Raw genomic sequence first — 18,392 nt, forward strand, 5'->3', positions numbered from 1 at the left:
AACTGGGCATGTTGCCCAGTTTTTTTATTTGCTCATTTCTTCTAAATAAGCATCGATATCAATATGTTTAATGCTTTTACATAGTTTATGTTCAAAATGTAGGGTTTCTAAATGTAAGTCCTGCATTTGTTTGAGTTGTTGTGTAAGGGTAGTGTACTGAGCAGATTGGCTTTTGCAAAAGCGCAAACGGAGTTTGGTTTTTAATATCTGCTTATAGGTCCAATAATTGACGCGACGTATTTCTTGTAAGCAAAAATAACCAGTAGTTTCACAATCTGAACGAAATAAATTTTCTTTGTAAAATTTAACAAAGCCAAAGCTTAGCGCAAAGAAAAACAGCAAAGCTTGTAAAAAAGAACTTTCGATATAAGCAATATTGATAGCTTGTATAATAATCAGCACAGTGAGCTTAATGGGGGTATGGCGCACTTGCTTATACAATGAAATTGAGCTGTGCTTCATTTGCTTAATAATCAGTGGGCATATCAGCATAAAAAAAAGCATGATCGCAAGTACAGCAAGGCCTTCAGCGCGAAACTCACTCCAATTGGGTAATGTCTTTTGCAAAAAATCTCCGAGTACCATGCTACTCGAAACAAAAATCATAGCTGCCAATAACCATGGCAAAAGCTCTTTGATTTCATCAATTAAGCCTTTGGTTTTAATGAGGCTATAAAATAGAAAATTACGCTTAAAGGCTGCAGGATACTGTGATTTTAATTGTTCTAGATACTGTAAAGCCTGTGGAATTTTAAGCATGGAAAGAATAAACGATTTAAAGACGCTTCAATATAAAACAATTTTTACACGGATGAGCAATTTTTTATTCACCAATTGAATTATCTAGGCTAAAAAGCAAAACGCAATGAAAGATATTTCCCTTTTTATAAGCTGAATATGAGAAAATACTGCTTTAAGAATTTTTGTAAAGGCAGTGTATGGCTGGTCAATCTCCTGAATCTTTAAGCGATATCGAAATTTTAGATATTTTAACATCGATGAAAAGTGATGTTTTAAATACTGAGGCTGCGCAAATTATCCGTAATGGGGGTAAAGCAGGCCGTCAAGAATCGCATAAGCAGGCATTGGTCGCACTCAACCAGTCTTTTGAAGATAAATTTGTTGAAGCGGTAACTTTGGCTTTAAATCTTAATGAAGCACAAAGTAAAAAAATTCGTTATAAAAAAGACCGTATCCGTATTTTAAAAGTACGTGGTATTGATTATATGGCTGTAGATGGTGCTGAAACAGCTCAGGTGTTGTCACAAGTTGCTCAAGCTATTCTGCGTGAAGACGCAACAGTAACGCATGATTTGCATAATATTTTCCCATTCTGGAAAGAAGGCTGGCCAATGGTTCAGTTTGATAATGCCTATGCTATTTTAGAAGATGATATTTCAATTCATTATCAAGCACTTTTGGATGCATTAATCAGTAAACACTGATATGTATGTAGCCACAAAAAAAGCGCCTTTTGGCGCTTTTTTTGTGGTTATTTTTAAATAATGTACAGAATATATCGCGTTTAGCTAATGGATGAATAAAACGGGAACATGCCAAAAACTAAGCCAGATACCAGCATAACCAAACAAGTGATAATGGCCCAAAGAATCGTAAAGCGTTGATGTTGACCAAATTCAATCCCTGCTAAGCCACAGAGTAAATAAGTTGAAGGAACCAGTGGCGAAAGTAGGTGTACGGGTTGCCCGACAATGGATGCACGTGCCATTTCGACAGGTTCAATACCATAGTGCATGGCAGCATCAGATAAAATTGGTAGTACCCCATAATAAAATGCATCATTCGACATAAAAAAGGTCATAGGCATACTAATGACCGCTGTAATAGGTGCTAAGTAGGGGCCCATGCTGGTTGGAATAATGCCGACCAATTCTTTAGACATTGCTTCGACCATACCTGTACCAGCCAAAATACCGGTAAAAATGCCTGCAGCAAAAATAATCCCTACGACATTGAGCGCACTTCCTGCATGGTGTGCGACCAATTGTTTTTGCATGTCAATTTGGCGGTAATTAACTACCAGTGCAATACATAATGCCACCATAAATAAAATAGGCATAGGTAGTACATTCATGACTAAACAAACCATGAGTGCAACAGTAAGCAAGCCATTAAACCAACGTAGATGTGCACGATTTGCTTCGGGATTTGTCGAAATTTGGATATTGTCGCCATGGCTAATATCGAGTTCTATAACGCCTAAGCGTTTACGTTCCATACGGCCATACATATAACCTAAGAAATACACCCAAGCTATTGCAAACAGCATGGGTAAAACCATCGGAATGAAGACATCGCTAGGATCAACATGTAAAGCACTGGCTGCACGTGCAGTAGGGCCACCCCACGGTGTTAAGTTCATAATGCCACTCGAGAGCATCATCAGGCAGGCCATAATTAGTGGGCTCATATCGAGACGACGATACAAGGGAAGCATGGCTGCCACACAAATCATATAAGTTGTTGAGCCATCACCATCTAGCGACACAATAATAGTAAGGGTAATGGTGCCTAAGACGACTTTAAGTGGATCACCTTTAACCAAACGTAAAATAAACTTAACTGAGGGATCAAATAATCCTGTATCAATCATAATGGCAAAATACAGAATCGCGAATAACAGCATAATCCCCGTTGGCGCTAATTTTTTAACGCCTTCAAGCATCATTTCGCCAATTTCATGAATTTGAATATGAGCAAGGCTGTCGAAATAAAAACCCATTAACCATGCAAGAAGTGCAAACAATAGGGGAATTAGGGTGAGTGCGACGAGTGGACTCATTCGGCGAGACATAATCAAATACATAAAGCAGATGATCATGCCAAGGCCAAGTAGCGTTAACATGGTTTTTCAATCCTTTGAGTTTTTATTCATGAGGGCTTTCAAAGCGCTCATGGAGGATATAAAAAAAACAACAGGGGCAAAACTATGTAATTAAAATGTGAATTTCATCATTATTTTTTGAAAAAATAAAATTAATAAAACAAAAGCTTAGTTGATTGAAAAATCATGTGATTGAGGCTGTGGAATTTTATAATGTAAGTCATTGTAATTTAAATAAACACAACCATAAGTGCTTTGATGTAGTTTGGTAACTAAGATGGATGATGTTGTGGCTACATAAAGCATCTTAATAGCTAATCATGCAGCCAAAAACGAAAGATAAAGCGAATAGGAAACATAAACAGACGCCACCAAAAGATGAGTGGATCAAAGAGCATTGAATCCCAGCCCATTTGCATCGTTTGGTCGTAATTTCTGCGCTTTCGACTGTTATGACTTGGAACGACTAACCAAGAACAAATAAATAGAATTAGCGCAAAAATTAAATATAAGGGTTGGGGCTGAACCGCAAAAAAGCGGTAAATTAAATACACTGCAGAATAAAAACTAAAGCAGGCGATTAAAGCATGTATCGACATGAGGTAAATCCGTTATTTTTTATTGTTTTGTCTTTTGTGGTTGAAGTTGTAGGGCACGCTTGTGCCCTACATTCAATCGTTTGTTTAACTTGTTGCTTCTTCAGGTGGTACTTCGGATTGCTCTAATAAGCGCGTTACCAGTAATTGGTCAATTTTAAAATGATCGACATCGACCACTTCGAATTTATAACCACCATAAATGACTGCATCAGCAGGGCGTGGAATTTTGCGAAGCTTATACATCATAAAGCCCGCTAAGGTTTCATAATTGTCTGTATCAGGCATTTCATCAATCGCTAGCGCATGCATCATGTCTTCGATTGGTGTGCTACCTTCAATCAGCCATGAATTATTATCACGTTTAATAATTTGCTGATCTTCCTCAATCGGCGTAACCCAATCACCCATTACCGTAATCATGATATCTGACAAGGTAATTACACCAACGACCAGCGCATATTCATTAATAACGACCGCAAATTTCTCTTTGGTGGAACGGAAACGGTCGAGTAATTCAGACAGTGTGAGCGTATCTGGAATGGTGAGTACATTACGAATGGTATTTTCGTTTAATTGTAAAAGGGATTGATTATTGAGGATACGAACCAAAATATCTTTGGCATCAACATAACCAATCACATCGTCAATATTTTCACTGCAGACTAAAAATTTAGAATAAGGATATTCTGCCAGCTTTTGACGAATACTCGATTCAGATTCCTTGAGGGTAAAATACACCACGTTTTCACGGGTCGTCATACTTGAAGGGACGTTACGTTCTTCGAGTTCAAATACATTTTCAATGAAATGATGTTCTTGTTTTTGCAGAACACCAGCTTGTGCGCCAGCATCCATCACGGCTGAAATATCATCAAAAGTAATATTATCGTCGCGGGTGGTGTTCACTTTAAATAAGCGGAACAGCATATTGGCAATGGCATTGATAAACCATGCCAATGGTCTGCAGACCACAATGAAGACTTGAATCGGGTTAATCACAGAAACCGCGATTTTTTCAGGTGCAATCATTGCCAAACGTTTTGGCATGAGGTCTGCAAATAAAATAAATAAAGAAGTAACTAATGTGAAAGACAAGGCAAAGCTAATACTTTCCGTCCAGGGGCCATGATAAAAGCGTGCAACCATGTCATAGAAATAAGGGCGAAATGCACCTTCACCCAAAATACCGCCGAGAATTGCGACTGCATTTAGGCCAATTTGCGAGGCTGCAAAGAAATCTGCTGAATTTTCTTGTAAATCGAGCACTTTCTGAGCACGCTCATCGCCCGATTCTGCCAAGATTTTTAATTTAACTTTACGTGCACCGGCAAGGGCGATTTCAGTTAAAGATAAAAAACCAGCTCCCGCAATAAGGATGACGATGATTAGGATGTTTTGGAAGAGGCTCACTGAGGCACCTGTGGATCATCATTATTTTGAATATTTTTAACATAAAAAAACTCAAGGAGATCAGTTTAATGATTTCCTCGAGTTCTAGTATAAGCTTAAAAAAGAAGAATTTAAGAAAATTTATGTTTAATAATGAGAAAATTGAGAGTTATTCATTAAAAATTCACGGTTTTCTTCTTCAATCATTTGGCGTGCAACATACAAAATAAGCTGACGTAACCAGCGATGTGCAGGGTGATGATGTAATAAAGGACACCAAGCCATTTTTAATTCAAATTCTGGAATATAAAATGGTGGGTCTTTAATCAGTAAGTTTTGGCTTTTTGCTTGAAGGCGCGCAATACGTGTCGGTAGGGTCGCAACTAAATCAACATTGGAAGCCAATAGCCCAGGCATTTGATAATGACGTGTAAATACAGAAATTTTACGCTTTTGACCAATACGTTCTAGGGCTTGGTCAATCCAACCTAAGCCTGCTTGCTTTTCTGGATTGACACCAAAGCCAACGCCCATACCTGTTTTAGATACCCAGATATGTTGAGCATCTAAATAGCTTTTTAAATTGAGGTTGTTTGCAGCAGGGTGTTTACCATTGAGTAAGCAAGAAAAGCTGTCACGCCAAACTAAAACTTGGTGAAAACTTTGCGGTATTTCATTAAAACGGTTAATTGCAAGATCGACCTTACCTTGTTCCATATCACGATAAGACACATCACTTGGTGTTAAAAAGTCGAGTACGACATTTGGTGCTTCTGAGCGGAGTGCTTTGACTAAGCGAGGTACTAAAGTCGCTTCGGCATAGTCAGAAGTCATAATGCGAAAAACGCGATTCGATGTATAAGGTCGGAATTCAGTACGTGGTTCCAAAATCATCGAGAGATCAGAAAGCGCATCGCGAATACGCGGTTGTAATTCTAAGGCGCGTTCTGTCGGGGTCATACCTTCAGAAGAACGAATCAAAAGCGGATCATTAAATAAATTACGTAGACGACGTAAAATATTACTCATTGCAGGTTGGGTTACGCCTAATTGTTCTGCAGCACGCGTTACATTTTTTTCACGAAGTAGCACGTCAAGGTAAATGAGTAGATTAAGATCGACACGCTCCAGATTCATAAAATAAATACCGAAAATAAAATCATGAAATTATTTTGATTATGCCATAAGCCATCCGCCTTGTGTAATAAACTGATGAAAAAAAAGACGTCCAATTGCAGGCTAAAAAATACAGTTAGCCTAATAAATTCAACTGTTCCGCGAGGGCATGAGCGCTACATAGCGTCTTAAAGAAGATAAAAATTCGCATTCACATGTGAATATGAACAGGAATATTTAATACTTATTTTTACTGATGAAATTAGCATTTAAAAGCTAAAAACAAACCGCTCAGTTAAGTTAAAAAGTGTTGTGATTTTGATCAAATTTGCCAATTTTTAGTAAAAAATCACACTTTTAAAGCCTTTCAAGACTTAAGTCTAATGAATAAAAAGAAAACAACTTGGGTGAAAAGTAAACTAAAAATAAATTATATAAATTATTTAAAAATAATAACTTATATAATTTTGGTTAAAATATATTTAGACTTTGATCTACCCATTTTTTAAATAAATATCGAAAATTAATACAGAATATTGGATTAATTTTATTGGCCAATCTAATCTAAGTTCATCGAAACGAAGCGCTCTAAATCTGAACAATAAATTGAGGGTATGATTTTAGCCATTCGTTTGGGAAATCCTAATATTATTACAGGAAAATATCATGACTACATATTTATCAGCGATTGATGCAATCCGCGAATTAAAAGCAAAATTCGGTGCAACATGGCGCGACATCAGCCCAGAAGATGCTGCACGCATGCAACTGCAAAACCGTTTCAAAACTGGTTTAGACATCGCGAAATACACAGCTGCAATTATGCGTCGTGATATGGCTGCATACGATGCAGACTCTAGCAAATACACTCAATCACTAGGTTGCTGGCACGGTTTCATCGCACAGCAAAAAATGATTGCGAACAAAAAATACTTCGGTACTACAGAACGTCGCTATATCTACCTTTCTGGTTGGATGGTTGCTGCGCTTCGTTCAGAATTCGGTCCACTTCCTGACCAATCTATGCACGAAAAAACTTCAGTACCTGCATTGATCGAAGAAATCTACACTTTCCTTCGTCAAGCTGACGCTAAAGAATTAAACGACTTGTTCCGTGCGCTTAAAAAAGCAAACGAAGCTGGTGATACTGCTAAAGCTGCTGAAATCACTGCTCAAATCGACGGTTTCCAAACTCACGTTGTGCCAATTATTGCGGACATCGACGCAGGTTTCGGTAACGAAGAAGCAACTTACTTACTAGCTAAGAAAATGATCGAAGCGGGTGCTTGTGCACTTCAAATCGAAAACCAAGTATCTGATGCTAAACAATGTGGTCACCAAGCTGGTAAAGTAACAGTTCCACACGAAGACTTCATCGCGAAAATCCACGCTCTTCGCTATGCATTCTTAGAAATGGGTCTTGACGACGGTATCATCGTTGCTCGTACTGACTCTGAAGGCGCTGACTTGACTCAAAAAATCCCAGTGGTTAAAGAGCCAGGCGACATCGCTTCTCAATACATCAGCTACTTAGATACTACTGAAATCGACATTTCAGAAGCTCAAGAAGACGAAATCCTAATCAAGCGTAACGGTAAACTTCACCGTCCAAAACGTCTTGCTTCTGGCTTGTACCAATTCCGTCCAGACACGCAAATCGACCGCGTTGTACTTGACTGTGTATCTAGCCTTCAAAACGGTGCGGACCTTCTTTGGATCGAAACTGCGACTCCAAACGTTGAAGAAATCGCTCACATGGTTAACCGTGTTAAAGAAACAGTTCCAAATGCTAAGCTTGTTTACAACAACTCGCCTTCATTCAACTGGACTTTAAACTTCCGTCAACAAGCTTACGACCGTTGGGTTGCTGAAGGTAAAGACGTTTCTGCTTACGACCGCGCTAAACTAATGAGCGCTGAGTACGATGCGACTGAATTAGCTGCTGATGCTGACGAAAAAGTACGTACATTCCAAGCAGATGCTTCTCGTGAAGCTGGTGTGTTCCATCACTTGATCACACTTCCGACTTACCACACAGCTGCTCTTTCTACTCACGAGCTTGCTCAAGGTTACTTCGGTTCTGAAGGTATGTTGGCTTATGTTGCTGGCGTACAGCGTAAAGAAATCCGTGGCGGTATCGCTTGTGTTAAACACCAAGCAATGGCTGGTTCGGACATCGGTGATGACCACAAAGAGATCTTCTCTGGTGACAACGCTCTTAAAGCACACGATGATGCTAAAAACACAATGAACCAATTCGCTGCTCACTAAGCACTGAACTGATTCGAAAAACCCAGCATAAGCTGGGTTTTTTTATTCCTATTACTTAGTTATTTAAGTCAAAAATATATACATAAAAAAAGCAGGCTTTGGCCCGCTTTTTATTGATTATTCGCATTAGTCTTGCACTATATTTATAGAGTATTTAGCTTTGATTTGGCCAAAGAATAATGAGCCAAGTAAAGAAAATAATGGCTAATGCGACAAATTGTGCAGCACTGCCCATATCTTTGGCATTTTTAGAAAGGGGGTGTTTATCTAAAGAAACCCGATCTACAACAGCTTCAATTGCAGAGTTAAATAACTCAACAATAAGTGCAAACAAGCAGACCGCAATCATCAGGGCATGTTCTGCACGACTCACCTGAAGAAAACAGCTGATTGGAATAAGGATCGCATTTATCAACACGATTTGTCGAAATGCGGCTTCATTTTGAAATGCGGCTTTAAAACCAGCGATAGAATATTGAGTTGCGTTTAAAATACGCTTAACGCCAGTTTTGCCTTTGTATGGGGAATAGCTACTCATGTGTCATGGTGAAAGTTTTATATTTCATTCATTTTATGAGGCATAACTTAAATGTGACTGAAAATTGAGTAAGACAATTACACTAAAACACATGCTTTTAGCAGTAAATTTAAAATTTAATGTGATTAAAGTCAGTTTAAGACTTAAAAAATGCATAAAAATCAGGCAAAATTGCCGCACAAAATTCCTATAACGACATTGAATAATAAGATTACTACTTCAGTTTAGATTGAGGTAGCGTTTTGATAAGGCAGTACCATGAAAAATAATATATTCCTCATCCTATTGGCTTGTTTGACTTTTCAGGCCAATGCCACCGAAGTGCAACCTACAACAGCGACAGTCGTCAATGAAGCACTGACTGAGCAAGGTTATTTTGCATTTAACTTTGGTGAATATAAAGTGATTGCGCTACGTGATGGCTCGATTGATCTAAAAGGAAGTTTGTTTAATAAAAATCTGAGCCCAGAAGAGGTACAACAAGTTTTTGCAAAAGCCAACTTGTCTCAATCCCAGTATTTGCCTACCAGTGTCAATGCGTTTTTAATTGATGATCGTCACGGTAATTTAACCCTTGTAGATAATGGTGCAGGGAGTTGTATGGGCGATAAACTCGGTGCGATGGCCACGAATATTCAGGCAGCAGGTTATAAACTATCGCATATTAATAGCATAATGCTGACGCATTTACATTTAGATCATGTATGTGGTTTGACGCAAAATAATGTCGCTGTTTTTCCACTCGCGACGGTATATGTGAGTGAGCCCGAGCTTGCTTTTTGGTCGGCAGAGCAAGTTCCGCAAAGTGTTGCAGAAGACAAGCGAGCAAATTATCAAGCTACAGCAGCGCAAATTAAGGCGGTATTGGCACCTTATCAGTTGTCTAAAAGTTTAAGGACATTTAAAGCAGGTTCAGATATTAATGGCATAGAGGTTATACAAAGCGCTGGACATACACCTGGGCATTATTCTTATTTGTTAAAGAGCCAAAATAAGGCATTGGTCTTTGTTGGTGATATTGTCCATTCGCATACTTTACAGTTTATTGAACCTAAACTTTCGGTTGATTTTGATACTGATCCTGTACAGGCCAGTCACACACGTGAGTCATTATTTGCACAGTATGCACAGGCTCATACTTGGATTGCTGCACCGCATTTGCCTTTTCCTGGGGTGGGTGAAATTGTAGAACTTAGTACTGGTCATTATCAGTGGAAGCCTTTAGGCTCACCTGCAACACCTGCAACACCTGCAACACCTGCAACACCTGCAACACCTGCAACACCTGCAACACCTGCAACACCTGCAACACCTGCAACACCTGCAACAACATCTATGCAACCGACTGTACAGACAGTGGTAGAAACATCAGCAGTATCAGCCGTTAATACACAGGAACCTGAACAAGGAGCGCTGGTAATTCCTACAGCAAAAGTACAAGAAGCAAATGCTGAACATCAACTTGAGCGTCGTTTGGATGAGGCGCATGTTGAAAATCCATCAGCGGATGTAGTGACTGCAGAGATAGGAACAACGGTAAAGCCTGTTATTGAGCAGGTTGTTGACGTAGTGCAGAATACGACATCTACAGTACAGCCCAAATGATGTCATTAAAGATCATATTGTCTAAATTTTAGGTTGATCGGTAGCACATAAAAAAAGACGCATTTTGCGTCTTTTTTTATGTTAGAAACGTTATTTTGTTGGGCTGGCTTTGGGTTTAAACCATGTGCGGATCATCACGAAGGCAAAAGGAATAAAAATGAGAACCAAGACCGTACCAAAAATCACTCCACCAAATACACTCAGGCCGATTTCTTGACGACTGACTGCACCAGCACCTTGTGCAAATATCAGTGGAATAACACCAGCACCAAAGGCCAATGATGTCATTAGGATTGGCCGAAAACGTAATGAAGCTGCTTCTATAGCTGCATTAATCACATGTTTGCCTTCGCGCTGTGCCATTGCAGCAAACTCAATAATTAAGATGGCATTTTTACACGATAAGCCAATGGTTGTGAGTAGTGCGATTTGGAAATAAATATCATTTGGGAAACCACCCAAGAATGAAAAGATCACACAGCCTCCAATCCCTAAAGGAATCGCAATCATGACTGCAGCAGGAATGGACCAACTTTCATATAAAGCTGCTAAACATAGAAAAATAAATCCGATAGACACTGCATATAAAAACAGTGCTTGATTACTGGTTTTTTGTTCCTCAAAAGACAGTCCGCTCCAAGCCAAATCAATATCTTTGGCTTGATCTACCAAGCTTGCGACTTGTTGCATTGCTTGGCCTGAGCTAACTGCTGCAGTTTTGTCGGCATTAACTTCAAGTGCACTATAACCATTAAAGCGGTTGACCAATTCTGGACCACCAGACCAATTAATGGTTGAGAAGCTCGCAAAGGGTACCATTTCATTTTGATTGTTGCGTACAGACCAGTATTGTAAATCTTCTGGTGTAGCTCGGAAGGGCGCATCACTTTGCATCATGACGCGTTTAATTCGGCCTCTATCAATAAAGTCATTGATATATTTACCACCCAATGCAGCTGATAAGGTGCTGTTGATGTCTGCCATCGCGAGGCCAGAAGACATGGCCGCTTTAGGGTCGATATTAACCTCTAATTTGGCTTTGTCTGGCGCAGCTTTTTTATCAAGATTTTCAAAACCTGAGTATTGCGCAGAATCTTGCTTTAATTGCGTGAATTGCTGATTTAAAAATTGACGACCTTGACCATTAATATCACGAATCCAAAAACTTAGGCTGTCGGTATCTCCTAAGCCAATCACAACTGGCGGTGCAGTAATGTTAATTTTGGCATTGGCATGACTACGGAAATAAGCATTCGCACGCTCACGTATAGCATTGGCATTATTTTTTTGCCCAGTACGTTCATCCCACGGCTTGAGCTTAATAAAGCCTTGGGCCATGTGTTGACCTGTACCCGTACGGTTGCTGCCATAGCGGAGCATAACCAGATCAACATTATTTTTTTCATGTTCTAAGAAATAATCACGAACCGATTCACCCACTTTCATGGTCTGTGACATTGGTGCATTGTCTTGTAAGGTAATTTGTACACTTAAACGACCTTGGTCTTCATTGGGTAAGAAGCTGGTTGGTAAGGCACGATAAAACAGTGCAAACACAAGAATAAGAGCAGCAATGATTACAAAGCTCACCCATTTAAAATCAATAATGGTATGGCTAAGTTTTATATATTGATGTTTTATAGCTTCAAGCAAGCGGTTAAATCGTGTCGCCCAAGTAAATGGTTGTGTCGTTGGTTTTAAAATAAGTGCACACAATGCAGGTGTAAGTACTAACGCGACTGCAAGTGAGATCGACATGGCTGTAATTAAAGTCAGTGCAAACTGACGATAAATGACCCCAGTAGAACCACCAAAAAATGCCATTGGAATAAATACAGCAGTGAGCACCAAGGTGATACCAACCAGAGCGCCACTAATTTCATGCATAGAAGCTAAAGACGCTTGTTTGGCATCTAAATGTTGTTCGTGCATCAGCCGTTCAACATTTTCAACCACCACAATGGCATCGTCCACCAGTAGGCCAATGGCCAGTACAAGTGCAAATAAGGTGAGGGTATTAATACTCAAACCTAAAAGCAGGAGTACACCCATTGTGCCTAAAAGCACAACAGGAACAGTAATGGCAGGAATTAAAGTTGCACGCCAGCTTTGCAAAAACAGGAACATGACGATAATAACCAAAAGAATGGCTTCAAATAATGTTTTGACCACTTCTTTAATGGATTCACGGACAAATGGTGTGTTGTCGCTTGGATAAACCAGTTTATAGCCATTTGGTAAAGACTTCGACAAATGATCGACGGTGTCTTGAATACGTTTTGCAGTTTGAATGGCATTAGCACCAGAGGCTAAAGAAATAGCCATACCTGCAGAAGGATAACCATTAATGCTGTTGTAAGATTGGTAATTTTCTGCACCTAACTCCACTCGTGCAACATCTTTTAAATAGACAAAACTACCATCAATATTGGCTTTTAAAATAATATTTTGAAATTCTTCAGGCGTTTTTAAACGAGAGCCCGAACTGACTTTGGCATTTAAATATTGTTCTTGTGCGCTAGGAAGTTCACCAATACCACCAGCAGCGACTTGCGTATTCTGTGCTTCAACTGCTTTTTGAATATCGCTTGGGATGAGGTTGTATTTTTTGAGTTGATTTGGATTTAACCATATCCGCATGGCAAACTTTGAACCAAATACGTCAACTTCACCAACGCCTTCAACGCGTCCTAATTCGCTCTCTAAATGCGTCAATAAATAATCAGACAGTTCAATATTGCTGCTTTTATGTTGCTCATCATATAGGCCAATCACCATATAGGTATCACCTAAAGACTTGAGGACTCTAACCCCTTGGCGTTGGACATCATCTGGTAAGCGACTTAATACACTATTAATAGAGTTTTGTACTTGAACTTGCGCTGTATCTGGATCAGTACCATTTTCAAAACTAATATTAATGCGGCTACGGCCATTGGCATCACTGCTGGAGCTAAAATACAGTAAATGATCCAGCCCTGTAATTTGCTGCTCTAATATTTGGGTGACGCTTTCTTCTACAGTTTGCGCATCTGCACCTGAATAGGTTGCGCTAATGGAAATACGCGGTGGCGCGATATCTGGATAACGCTCTACAGGTAAATTTAATAATGCAAATACACCAGCAACCATCACAAAAATGGCCAGTACAAAAGCAAAAATAGGGCGCTGGATAAAATATTTAGAGAGCATAATTTAATTACTTTCCATTGCGCTGAAAAGTTCCATTTATAGGTTAAGCTACGAGCGCCAACGCTTTAAATCAGCCAAAATAGACTGAGCATAAACACAGAAATTACTTTGTACTTATATACTAAAAACATGAATAAAAAATGTAGCTCATGCAACAAGTCTAAAAAATAAATACAACTTGATTGACTGCATGCCTTTGCAAGCGTGCCTATATGTTACAAATGTAAACTGAAGCCATGATTGGATTTAAGGAAAATATAGATTATCTCTAAATAAAGCACTTCATTATGCTTAGTGATTAAATTGCGCATAATTTAAAAATATTTTTACTTTGGCTGGGTCTTATGGTTTTTGCGTGTGTAGAGTGCTCTGCAGTTTGAGGTTCTATCTCCAATCAGTACAAGCGTTTTAAACCCATTGAGAATATTTATTTATTGTACTTTTGGGCTTTTATAAGCCGACTTGAGGGCATAATGAGTATAAAGAATGTAGTAAAAATTTATAAAAAATGAAGATGACATGAATGCATAAATAAGTGGAGGCGATGATGGTTGAAAGAGAAAACTTAGTTGAGCAAATAAAAATCGCAATCCAGTCCCAACAATATGAACAGGCTAATCATTTATTACAATATTTAAATGCAGCCGATATTGCACTGGTACTACAGCAATTTAAGCCAAGCACTCAGGTGCAGTTATTGCATTTATTGGGAAATAAGGCTGATGTATTTTCATTTTATAGCCCAGCCGAGCGCGTTAAATTAGCTGAGCAACTGAATATTGCAGATTTGGTTGAAATAATTGAGCAAATGCATTCAGACGATAGTGCAGATTTGGTCAAGGCATTATCGCCCATCGTACAAAAGCAGTTATATACCCGACTCAGTTTAAATAAGCGACTACAAATTCGTTCCTTAGCAGCATATCAGGAAGAATCCGCTGGCGCGATTATGAGTTTGGATGTCGCGACTTTGCCTGCGGAAATTACTATTCAGCAGGCGATAGAACAACTCAGACAAGATACGTCTAATCCAGATACCTTGTACCAAATTTATATCGTGAATGAACACAAACAACTGCAAGGCGTGATTTCATTACGAGAAATGATTTTAGCCAATCCTGAGGACATCATTGCCGATGTAATGCATAAAGAAGTAATTTATGCACATGTGGATGATGACCAAGAAAGCGTTGCTAAAAAGCTTAGTTATTATGATTTTATTGCTTTGCCGATTGTGAATGATCAAATGCAATTACTGGGTATTGTGACGTATGACGATGCTTTGGATGTGGTCAGTGAAGAAGCCACTGAAGATTTTTTAAAAGCGGGTGCGGTCAATGCCAATAGCAAACTGAGTTTAAAAACAGCGCCAATCTTTCAGCTCTATCAAAAGCGGGTATTTTGGCTGGTGTTTTTAGTATTTGGCAGTTTGCTATCGGGATTTGGAATTGCACACTTTGAAGATATTATTGCCACAAATTTAGTATTGGTGTTCTTCTTACCTTTATTGGTTGGCAGTGGCGGAAATGCAGGATCACAATCTGCAACTTTAATGGTGCGTGCCTTGGCAACAGGGGATGTGCATTTTAAAGACTGGTTTTATCTGATTGGCCGTGAAAGTTTGGTGGCATTATGTCTTGGCGCCACGATGGCAATTGCCGTCTCTGCATTGGGCTATTACCGTGGTGATGAAATGGTCGCTTTGGTGTTGGCACTCAGTATGATGGCAATTGTGATGTTGGGTTGTTTGATTGGTATGAGTCTGCCATTTATATTAAACCGCATGGGGCTAGACCCAGCCAGTGCATCTGCACCCTTAGTGACTTCTATTTGTGACGCCTCTGGGGTATTGGTGTATTTATTTATTGCCTCTCAGCTATTACTTTAAGTAAGTTACTATGGATTTATAACTTATGTTTTGCCTGATTTAATCGCATTTGGACAATACAATGACCGAAAATAAACAGATTAAAAATCTTGAAAAAAAATTGTCAGAGCAAGAGGTGATTCGCTTAGAACGTGACTTGGCTAAATTTGCCAACATGATGGACTCTGTCATAAGGATTCCATTTACTAAGCAAGGCGTAGGTGCGGATGCAGCTTTAAGTACCATTCCTATTGCAGGGGACATCGCAGGTTTTATTTTGACCTGTTATGCCATTATGAAAGCCAAACAAATTGGTGTACCACAGCAAAAATTAAACCCTGTGATTAAAATGGCAATGTTAGATGCTGTTGTGGGCTTTATTCCTATTGTAGGAACGGTATTTGATGTTTTTATTCGTCCAAGTCGTAAGGCCTTAGATGTGGTACATACGCATATTCGTGAAGAATATCAAATTCGTAGTGATACACACGTGGTGCATCCTTTTTTGCACGAACAATTAGAACAGAAGCAGCAACATTCAGCTTTTTGGCGTAATCCAATTGTGGCGTGGATCTGGATTCATATTCCAGACTTGTTGGGGCTGTTGTTCATTGTATTATTTTTATTTGCGATGTGGATGGGTGGTGTTTGGTTGTGGCAATGGATACAGCATTTTTAAATGTGATGTATTTAAACAACAATACAGACATTAAAAAAGCCTCCGCGAAGGAGGCTTTTTTCATCGAATACTTAAGCTAACATTATGGGCAATCTAATTGCTGTAATGCGGCAACACGTTGTTCGATTGTTGGGTGAGTTTGGAACAAAGCAGCTAAACTAAAACCTTCTTCACGTCCTGCAGAAATCGCAAAAGCTTTCATTTCTTTAGGCATTGCATCTGGCATTTCAGATTCTGCTTGTAAACGTAACAATGCAGAAATCATGGCTTGTTTGCCTGCTAGGCGAGCACCCGCTTCGTCTGCGCGGTATTCGCGATAACGCGAGAACCACATCACGATAGATGAAGCAAGAATACCAAACACGATATCCAGCACAATCGTAATCACAAAATAAGCGATACCAGGTGCTTCACCTTCTTCGCGACCAAAGACATTACGGTCAATAAAATCGCCTGCAACACGTGCAAAGAACATCACAAAGGCGTTGACTACACCTTGAACCAAAGCCAAGGTCACCATGTCGCCATTGGCTACGTGGCCAATTTCATGTGCCAATACAGCGCGAAGTTCGTCTTTGTTCATACGTTCTAGCAAACCCGTTGAAACAGCGACAAGTGCGTCGTTTTTGTTCCAACCTGTTGCGAAAGCGTTAGATTGATAAGAGGGGAAAATACCAACTTCAGGCATTTTAATGCCAGCACGTTGCGCAAGTTGAGCAACTTCTTGTAAAAGCCACGCTTCAGCTTGGCTACGCGGTGCGTTCGGGTCGATAATTTCAGTACCAGTGGTTTTTTTCGCCATCCATTTAGACATGAATAGAGAAATTAAAGAACCAACCATACCAAACACAAAACAGATTACCATTAGGTTGCCAAGCTGTAAGCCGCCTGCGCCGTGGTAACTGCCGACACCGAAGAGTGACAAAATAATGCCAGCTACAATCAGTACCGCGAGGTTGGTTAGCAAGAACAAACCAATCCGCATCATTGAGAAAATCCTCGTATTATGGAAAAATAATCTGATCTACAAATCATAATCATTAAGTTCAATATGAGGTGAAAGTCTAATAATTTCAAGAAATAATTAGTAAATCTCTCAGAAAAAAGAAAAATGCTGTCTTTTTAATCTTTAAAATAGATATGTGCAGAGGCAGTCGCATTGGCCGTGGTATAGGAGCCTGGTGCATCAGTAAAGCTATTGCTCGCATTTTGAATTACATGACGCTGATATTTATTACTGGCTTTAAGTTCAGTCGATGTTTCATTTTGCTCATAATTGGCTGAGCTAGCAATGATTTTGCCTGCACCTGAATTTGATGCTGTACTGGTATTGTAATCGCTGATTGTACTTGCGCCGTTTGCATATAAGTTGTTATAGCGACTGGTCACACGGCGTACATAGTCTTGTGTTTCACGAAAAGGTGGCACACCGCCGTACTTTTGCACATTGCCTTCTCCTGCATTATAACCAGCTAAAACTAAAGACGTGTTGCCATTAAAGCGCTTGGTTAACCATGCCAAGTAACGTGCACCTGCCATAATGTTTTGAAATGGATCATAAGCATTTGACACATTAAAGCGTCGAGCTGTTGCTGGCATCAGTTGCATTAGACCTTGGGCACCGACTGGGGAACGGGCATTCACATTAAAGCCAGATTCAGTATGCATGACGGCTTTAATTAAACCTTCAGAAACACCGTGTTGTTGAGCGGCCTGTTTAATAATGTGGTCGAATGCATTTTTGTTACGGCTATAGCTGGGCAAAACTGAAGATTCGTTTGATCCCCAGTTATTATAAGTGTGGATATTACTGTCTGGATAATAGGTCACTTTCACTTTTGTGAGTGATTTATCTGCACTTTGACGGTTGGTGAGTAGGGTGCTGCCTTGTTTATCTTTATAAATATAAATTTTTCCTGCATGGCTTATTTCAACCATGCCGAAAGACAGTACTGATCCCAAAATGCAAAATGCAAAATTTTTTGATTTATTTTTCATTGTCGTCGTCGAAAAAACTTCTGTCCCCAAACAGTACAAATAGAGTGTAGCAAAAATAAAAGCGATGAAAAGCTTTGATCTGTTTATTTATCGGCTAGTTTGTAAAAAGCAAGTCATTTTGCTGATTCAATAATCAAAAAAAATATTTATTTTTTTTTAATGAGCATAACTTGACACATTTAAGGTATTGATATTTAAGGAATATTAAATTGATCAAAAAATGATCAATTTAAATGAAAGCCTTAAAATAAGGGTGGATCAAGCTGTCAAGCCTTTTAGAATCCACAAAGTTA

The 18,392-nt window shown here is 39.2% G+C and carries 13 protein-coding genes; 5 read left to right on the forward strand and 8 right to left on the reverse strand.

What is annotated here, in order from left to right; genetic code table 11:
• Positions 1-24 precede the first annotated feature (24 nt).
• Entirely contained in the window at positions 25-759 is a 735-nt protein-coding gene (locus DYI81_RS01455; protein ID WP_106984544.1) for a hypothetical protein, read from the reverse strand.
• A gap of 179 nt (positions 760-938) precedes the next feature.
• On the opposite strand from DYI81_RS01455, the gene DYI81_RS01460 reads away from it, so the two are divergent.
• Positions 939-1,445, forward strand: coding sequence for a hypothetical protein (locus DYI81_RS01460; RefSeq protein WP_106984545.1), 507 nt, complete (start codon positions 939-941; stop codon positions 1,443-1,445).
• An 80-nt stretch (positions 1,446-1,525) separates the two neighbouring features.
• Here the strand turns inward: DYI81_RS01460 and DYI81_RS01465 are convergent, their stop codons facing one another.
• The 3 genes from DYI81_RS01465 to DYI81_RS01480 form a co-directional block, all read right to left on the reverse strand.
• Complete coding sequence (locus DYI81_RS01465; RefSeq protein WP_117006501.1) at positions 1,526-2,866, reverse strand: CitMHS family transporter; 1,341 nt, start codon at positions 2,864-2,866, stop codon at positions 1,526-1,528.
• 662 nt (positions 2,867-3,528) lie between these two features.
• On the reverse strand, positions 3,529-4,854 hold the full coding sequence (locus DYI81_RS01475; protein WP_106984548.1) for a hemolysin family protein: 1,326 nt from the start codon (positions 4,852-4,854) through the stop codon (positions 3,529-3,531).
• A 126-nt stretch (positions 4,855-4,980) separates the two neighbouring features.
• Positions 4,981-5,970, reverse strand: coding sequence for a LysR family transcriptional regulator (locus DYI81_RS01480; RefSeq protein WP_106984549.1), 990 nt, complete (start codon positions 5,968-5,970; stop codon positions 4,981-4,983).
• 645 nt (positions 5,971-6,615) lie between these two features.
• Between DYI81_RS01480 and DYI81_RS01485 the strand changes: the two genes are divergently transcribed.
• Positions 6,616-8,220 carry an isocitrate lyase gene (locus DYI81_RS01485; RefSeq protein WP_106984550.1) on the forward strand — a complete coding sequence of 535 codons (1,605 nt, stop codon included), beginning with the start codon at positions 6,616-6,618 and terminating at the stop codon, positions 8,218-8,220.
• 154 nt (positions 8,221-8,374) lie between these two features.
• Here DYI81_RS01485 and DYI81_RS01490 read toward each other — a convergent pair whose 3' ends face one another.
• Complete coding sequence (locus DYI81_RS01490; RefSeq protein ID WP_106984551.1) at positions 8,375-8,758, reverse strand: diacylglycerol kinase; 384 nt, start codon at positions 8,756-8,758, stop codon at positions 8,375-8,377.
• Between the two features lie 258 nt (positions 8,759-9,016).
• Here DYI81_RS01490 and DYI81_RS01495 point away from each other — a divergent pair, with 258 nt between their 5' ends.
• The gene (locus DYI81_RS01495; protein WP_117006503.1) at positions 9,017-10,363 is read left to right on the forward strand and encodes an MBL fold metallo-hydrolase; all 1,347 of its coding nucleotides are present in this window, start codon (positions 9,017-9,019) and stop codon (positions 10,361-10,363) included.
• 90 nt (positions 10,364-10,453) lie between these two features.
• On the opposite strand, the gene DYI81_RS01500 is transcribed toward DYI81_RS01495, so the two are convergent.
• Positions 10,454-13,555 carry a multidrug efflux RND transporter permease subunit gene (locus DYI81_RS01500; RefSeq protein WP_117006504.1) on the reverse strand — a complete coding sequence of 1,034 codons (3,102 nt, stop codon included), beginning with the start codon at positions 13,553-13,555 and terminating at the stop codon, positions 10,454-10,456.
• A 547-nt stretch (positions 13,556-14,102) separates the two neighbouring features.
• Between DYI81_RS01500 and mgtE the strand changes: the two genes are divergently transcribed.
• Positions 14,103-15,443: a magnesium transporter gene (gene mgtE / locus DYI81_RS01505; RefSeq protein WP_228199173.1), complete on the forward strand. Its 1,341-nt coding sequence runs from the start codon at positions 14,103-14,105 to the stop codon at positions 15,441-15,443.
• Between the two features lie 61 nt (positions 15,444-15,504).
• On the forward strand, positions 15,505-16,101 hold the full coding sequence (locus tag DYI81_RS01510; RefSeq protein ID WP_117006506.1) for a DUF4112 domain-containing protein: 597 nt from the start codon (positions 15,505-15,507) through the stop codon (positions 16,099-16,101).
• An 82-nt stretch (positions 16,102-16,183) separates the two neighbouring features.
• On the opposite strand, the gene htpX is transcribed toward DYI81_RS01510, so the two are convergent.
• Together htpX and DYI81_RS01520 are read right to left on the reverse strand one after the other, a co-directional pair.
• Positions 16,184-17,089, reverse strand: a complete 906-nt coding sequence (htpX, locus tag DYI81_RS01515; protein WP_106986435.1) for a protease HtpX — start codon at positions 17,087-17,089, stop codon at positions 16,184-16,186.
• A 134-nt stretch (positions 17,090-17,223) separates the two neighbouring features.
• The gene (locus DYI81_RS01520) at positions 17,224-18,039 is read right to left on the reverse strand and encodes a lytic transglycosylase domain-containing protein (protein WP_227865920.1); all 816 of its coding nucleotides are present in this window, start codon (positions 18,037-18,039) and stop codon (positions 17,224-17,226) included.
• Between the last annotated feature and the right edge of the window lie 353 nt (positions 18,040-18,392).

This window comes from Acinetobacter sp. SWAC5 (genome assembly GCF_003419885.1).
Lineage (GTDB): Bacteria > Pseudomonadota > Gammaproteobacteria > Pseudomonadales > Moraxellaceae > Acinetobacter > Acinetobacter cumulans.